Origin of the sequence: Cupriavidus sp. SIMBA_020, assembly GCF_046535395.1 — a bacterium.
Classification (GTDB): domain Bacteria; phylum Pseudomonadota; class Gammaproteobacteria; order Burkholderiales; family Burkholderiaceae; genus Cupriavidus; species Cupriavidus campinensis.
Window position 1 is genome coordinate 1 of record NZ_JAWRWU010001468.1, and the last position, 243, is coordinate 243.

General features: G+C 70.4%; 1 pseudogene. It reads left to right on the plus strand.

Annotated elements, in window-relative coordinates:
- Positions 1-243: pseudogene (locus SB751_RS34450) on the plus strand (short-chain dehydrogenase/reductase); the annotation flags it as partial.

Genomic DNA, 243 nt, shown 5'->3' on the forward strand with positions numbered 1-243 from the left:
GTTCGGCGTGCGCGCGCGTCTCGTGCTACCGGGCCGTGCACCGGACACCCGTTTCGCCGACAACGCGCGCGTGCACATGCACGGCTTCGAGCACGAGGCTTATGCGGAGTTTGCGGCGGGGGCCTTCAAGCGCATGGTCGACGAATCCGCGCCGATTACCCATGCGCGGGACGTTGCCGAAGCCGTGTGGCGTGCGGCCACCGATCCGGCGTGCCCGATGCGCATTCCGGCCGGCGCCGATGC